Origin of the sequence: Chitinophaga sp. (genome assembly GCF_036569125.1) — a bacterium.
GTDB lineage: Bacteria > Bacteroidota > Bacteroidia > Chitinophagales > Chitinophagaceae > Chitinophaga.
In genome coordinates, this window is sequence record NZ_DATCRF010000766.1 from 1 (window position 1) to 4656 (window position 4656).

Annotated in this window: 7 protein-coding genes; 3 read left to right on the top strand and 4 right to left on the bottom strand. The window is 47.9% G+C overall.

The annotated features are described in order from the left end of the window. The 3 genes from VIM87_RS28315 to VIM87_RS28325 all read left to right on the top strand — a co-directional run. Positions 1-568, top strand: a 568-nt coding sequence (locus VIM87_RS28315; RefSeq protein WP_332000238.1) for a peptide chain release factor-like protein, incomplete at its 5' end; no start/stop codon positions are given. Between the two features lie 73 nt (positions 569-641). Then, entirely contained in the window at positions 642-1229 is a 588-nt protein-coding gene (locus VIM87_RS28320) for a hypothetical protein (RefSeq protein ID WP_217603930.1), read from the top strand. 296 nt (positions 1230-1525) lie between these two features. After that, on the top strand, positions 1526-2206 hold the full coding sequence (locus VIM87_RS28325; RefSeq protein WP_332000239.1) for an OmpA family protein: 681 nt from the start codon (positions 1526-1528) through the stop codon (positions 2204-2206). A gap of 191 nt (positions 2207-2397) precedes the next feature. Here VIM87_RS28325 and VIM87_RS28330 read toward each other — a convergent pair whose 3' ends face one another. The 4 genes from VIM87_RS28330 to VIM87_RS28345 form a co-directional block, all read right to left on the bottom strand. Then, complete coding sequence (locus tag VIM87_RS28330; RefSeq protein ID WP_332000240.1) at positions 2398-2802, bottom strand: VanZ family protein; 405 nt, start codon at positions 2800-2802, stop codon at positions 2398-2400. 157 nt (positions 2803-2959) lie between these two features. Then, on the bottom strand, positions 2960-3340 hold the full coding sequence (gcvH, locus tag VIM87_RS28335; RefSeq protein WP_332000241.1) for a glycine cleavage system protein GcvH: 381 nt from the start codon (positions 3338-3340) through the stop codon (positions 2960-2962). 55 nt (positions 3341-3395) lie between these two features. Next, positions 3396-4055, bottom strand: coding sequence for a peptidylprolyl isomerase (locus VIM87_RS28340; protein WP_332000242.1), 660 nt, complete (start codon positions 4053-4055; stop codon positions 3396-3398). 4 nt (positions 4056-4059) lie between these two features. Further along, positions 4060-4590 carry a GNAT family N-acetyltransferase gene (locus VIM87_RS28345; protein WP_332000243.1) on the bottom strand — a complete coding sequence of 177 codons (531 nt, stop codon included), beginning with the start codon at positions 4588-4590 and terminating at the stop codon, positions 4060-4062. Positions 4591-4656: the final 66 nt, after the last annotated feature.

The following is a 4656-nucleotide window of genomic DNA, read 5'->3' on the forward strand; positions in this document are numbered from 1 at the left end:
TGATGTATATGGCACCCTTAAATTTGAATCCGGCGTACACCGGGTACAGCGGGTACCTGCCACAGAAGCATCCGGCCGCGTGCATACCTCTGCCGCTACCGTAGCCGTACTGCCCGAAGCTGATGAGGTGGATGTGGAGATACGGGATGCCGATATTAAGATGGACACCTTCCGTTCATCCGGCGCGGGCGGACAGCACGTAAACAAAACAGAATCTGCCGTACGCTTAACGCACATTCCCACCGGAACGGTGGTTGAATGCCAGGAGGGCCGCAGCCAGCACTCCAACCGGGATATAGCCATGAAAATGCTGCGTACCCGTATATATGAAGCAGCTGTGCGCAAGCACGAGGAGGCCATTGCCTCCCAGCGTAAAAGCCTGGTATCAACCGGCGACCGGTCCGCCAAAATACGTACCTACAACTACCCACAGGGCCGTATTACAGACCACCGCATTGGTATGACCATCTACAACCTGGATGCCTTTATGAACGGGGATATCCAGGAAATGATAGAAGCCCTGCAGTTTGCCGAGAACGCTGAGAAGCTGAAAGAGGGCGGCATTTAAAACGTGTGCGGCCGAACAATTTAGATGCCGGGGCTGTTTTAACTACTACAATAACTTCATAAAGCTACACACCATGCTGGACCAACTCTTAAACCTCGTTAAGGAAAACGCACAAGGTGCGGTTATAAACAATCCCGCTGTTCCCAATGAGCAGAATGAGGCGGTTATACATGCTGCTACCGAATCCATTGCATCCGGCCTGCAGGATGAAATGGCTAATGGCAATACCAGCCAGGTAGTAAGCCTGCTGGGCGGCGCCGGTTCTGCAACAGACCCGCAAAACCCGGTAGTGAACAAGCTCTCCGGTAACCTGGCAGGTACCCTGCTGGAAAAATTTAACCTGCCTGCAGGTACCGCACAGCAAATAGCCGGCAGCCTTATTCCTGCTGTATTGGGCTCGCTGGTAAAGAAAACAAACGACCCTAACGACCATAGCTTTAACCTGCAGGGCATTTTGAATTCCCTTACGGGCGGGCAGGCGTCCGGCATTAATTTATCCGGTATACTGGGCCGCCTTTCCGGTGGGTTAGATAAGGATGGTGATGGTGATGTGGACCTGCAGGACCTGATGGGCGTACTTTCCAACGGCGCCAAACAACAACAGCAGCAACAGCCTTCTGAAGGCGGTTTGGGCGGCATGCTCAAAAATCTGCTGGGATAAAATTCGTAGTCATACCTGGGTAATTATCCACATAACTATTATGTGTATAAAATTTATTGTCTGTACTTCCGTAATGTCCAGTAATTTGGCCGCGAAATAATAATGTGCGGTTTGTGACTTTGGCAAAGAATTTGAAATACAGCTTCTGTCGTAAAAACGGATATCCCGGGGAAAGCCCTGGTGTTACGTTACAACAATTCAAAATGACCTGGCCCATTCAATGCTCCTGCAAAACGAGCCGGTAAATAATCAGCAACTCAATACTAGAATCCTTAGAAAAATTAAAAAATTGTACGATGAAAAAATTGAATGCAATTGTAGCAATAGCCTTATCTGCCACTGTACTTTTTGGCTGCTCCACCTGGCAGGGTATGGACAATACTAAAAAAGGTGCCGTTATTGGCGTTGGCGGCGGTGCAGCCACTGGCGCTGCTATTGGTAAAGCAGCCGGTAACACTGCGCTGGGTGCCATCATCGGCGCTGCAGTAGGTGGTACTGCCGGTGTGCTGATCGGTAAAAAAATGGATAAGCAGGCACAGGAAATTAAAACAGAAGTACCTAATGCTACCGTAGAACGTGTAGGCGAAGGTATTAACGTTACCTTCTCATCCGGTGTACTGTTCGGCTTTGATAAAACCGATCTTTCAGCCACTGCGCAGGATAACATCAAACAGCTGGCGCAGGTGCTTAACAAATACCCGGATACTTATGTACGGGTAGAAGGGCATACCGATGATAAAGGTACAGATGAGTATAACATGACCCTGTCTCAAAAGCGCGCTAATAACGTAGCTGCTTTCCTGAAAGCACAGGGCATTGCCGCTAACCGCGTACAGGCATACTGGTATGGTGAAAGCCAGCCTAAAGTGCCCAATGATTCTGAAGAGAACAGGGCTAAGAACCGCCGCGTAGAGTTTGCGATCTTTGCAAATGAAAAAATGAAAACAGAGGCTAAGAACGATGCTGGCAAGCAATAAATAACATCACTTATTTTTGATAAGGCCTGATGGGTGTAAAACCTGTCGGGCCTTATTGTTTTAAGGGAACAGTTGAATTGTATTAAGGAATTGTTAAGCTATATATCAGGGGCATTTTCCCGGAATAACAGCCAGCACGAGAGCGAAATCGCAGCAGGTAAGTGTGATAGCAAAGCTGAAGAAGAAAGGGATTATTTAACGGCATTGTTAGTACCTGGTTTCAGGAACCAGCGCCGGAACAGGCGAAAGATCCATACACCGGCAATAGCGCCCAGCGCATCTGCAGCCGCATCGGTCATATCAAAGCTGCGGTCTGCCGTCATGTACTTTTGAATATACTCAATAGACAGGCCGTAAAGGGCCGCAAACACTACAAACATAAAAAGGGTGGTTGCAGAAAAACGGCCTTTATGCCAGTAAACCCCCAGGCACAGGAAAAATACCATACCGCCAAACAGGCCAAAGTGCACTATTTTATCCATATGGATCCGCTCCATCCAGCCTTCATGAGGAATATCCTTGCCGGGCAATGTACACATCACCAGGATAAAAAAAAGCCACACAATAGCGGGAATGTAATAACGAATTGCCTTCATGAATGGTTGTACTAATGTGCAGATATGCAGGTATGCAAATGTGCAGATGAGATGTTGTGTCTTATGGATGATGTTCACTGTGCGAATATGCAAATGTGCAGGTAAACAGGAGGCTTTCATTGCACATCTGTATATCTGCACATTTACACATAAAATATTATTCTCCCACCAGTGCCTGGTAAGCGGCTGCATCCAGCAGCGCATTCACATCAGCAGGGTTCTTAACGGTCATTTTTACCATCCAGCCCTCACCGTAAGGATCGGTGTTCACCAGCTCCGGCTCACTTTCCAGGTCCTGGTTAACTTCGTTGATAGTGCCTGCAACGGGCAGAAACAGGTCAGAAACGGTTTTAACCGCTTCTACAGTGCCAAATACCTCTTCGGCTTCCATGGTTTTGCCCACAGTAGGAATATCTACAAATACAATATCCCCTAATTCACGTTGCGCAAATTCAGTGATACCAATGGTGGCTATATTGCCTTCCAGCAATATCCATTCATGATCTTTTGTGTAACGCAGATTTGATGGAAAGTTCATAGTTAGTTTGATTTTGGCCGTAAAAGTAAGGAAATTACAATACTCTCCAATGCGGTTAAAACAGCAGCCACTTTTTCACCAGCCGTATCTTCATGGGCACATCTGTTAAAGGACGATCGTTCCCATCTGTTTTCATGTCTGCGATCTTATCAATCACTTCCATTCCTGCTATTACCTGTCCAAAAACAGTGTAGCTCTGATCCAGCTGTGGTGTGCCGCCAATAGTTTTGTAGATCTCCCGCTGATCCACCGGTATTTTACGGCCGCCCAGGCGTCCCTGTTCCAGCTGATCCAGCTCAGCATCCGTCCACTTTTTTCCCTGCACAATATAGAACTGGCAGCCGGATGATGCTTTAGCCGGGTTATCATCCCGCGCAGCGGCCAGCACACCTTTCCGGTGAAACAGGTCCAGGCGGAACTCTGCCGGCACCGTATAGCCGTTCTCTCCATTACCCAGCATAGCGCCGGGCTGCGCGTGTTTTGATTCAGGATCGCCCCCCTGTATCATAAAACCTTTTATTACGCGGTGAAAAAGTATACTGTCATAAAAATGCGCTTTCGCCAGCTTAATAAAGTTATTCCGGTGCAGGGGTGTTTGATCATACAGCTGAATGATCATGGTGCCATATGGAGTGGTTACTTTTACCTTACGGTGTTTGCTCATGGCTCCAAAGCCAGTGGATAGCAACAATAATAGCAATAGCAGTTTTTTCATAAGATTATTTAACAGCTCTTTTTAATAACCAGTCTGTATCTGATTGCCGGCCTACGTTAAAAGTGTGCTCGCCAAACTTTTCAAAACCTTCTGATCCATAAAAGCGGAGGGCTTTGGTATTATGCTCCCATACCCCCAGCCAAATGGTGGCTGCCTGGTGCTCCAGGGCTACGGTATAAGCATGTTGTATCAAGGCTTTGCCCAGCTTATGCCCCTGCCAGGCTTTCAGTACATAGATCTTTTCCAGCTCTATGGGCGATGGCAGCTGCGTATGCGCCGCATCATCCGGCTGTTTGCCCAGGTTCAGCTTTAAAAAGCCGGCTACATGCTCACCATAATAAAGCAGGTAATACAGGCAGCCCGGCTGCAGCAGCTGTTCCCGCAGGGCGGCAGCGTCCTTTCTTTCCTGCATAAAAACAGCCAGGTCGTCCGGCTGGTGGGTAGGCCCAAAAGTTTCCATAAAGGTTTGCTGCTCCAATTGCACCAGGGTATCCAGCATTTCGGGTATCACTGGTTTAATGACGATGGGTTGCATGGTTTATTCATCTTCCTCTTCCTCAAAGTACGCAATGATATGCTCCTGCAGAAATCTTTCCTGCTC

Excerpts from the sequence above, each read along its gene's own strand:
- VIM87_RS28345 (WP_332000243.1), bottom strand. The coding sequence starts at position 4,590 with ATGCAACCCATCGTCATTAAACCAGTGATACCCGAAATGCTGGATACC.
- VIM87_RS28320 (WP_217603930.1), top strand. The coding sequence starts at position 642 with ATGCTGGACCAACTCTTAAACCTCGTTAAGGAAAACGCACAAGGTGCG.
- VIM87_RS28330 (WP_332000240.1), bottom strand. The coding sequence starts at position 2,802 with ATGAAGGCAATTCGTTATTACATTCCCGCTATTGTGTGGCTTTTTTTT.
- VIM87_RS28325 (WP_332000239.1), top strand. The coding sequence starts at position 1,526 with ATGAAAAAATTGAATGCAATTGTAGCAATAGCCTTATCTGCCACTGTA.
- gcvH (WP_332000241.1), bottom strand. The coding sequence starts at position 3,340 with ATGAACTTTCCATCAAATCTGCGTTACACAAAAGATCATGAATGGATA.
- VIM87_RS28340 (WP_332000242.1), bottom strand. The coding sequence starts at position 4,055 with ATGAAAAAACTGCTATTGCTATTATTGTTGCTATCCACTGGCTTTGGA.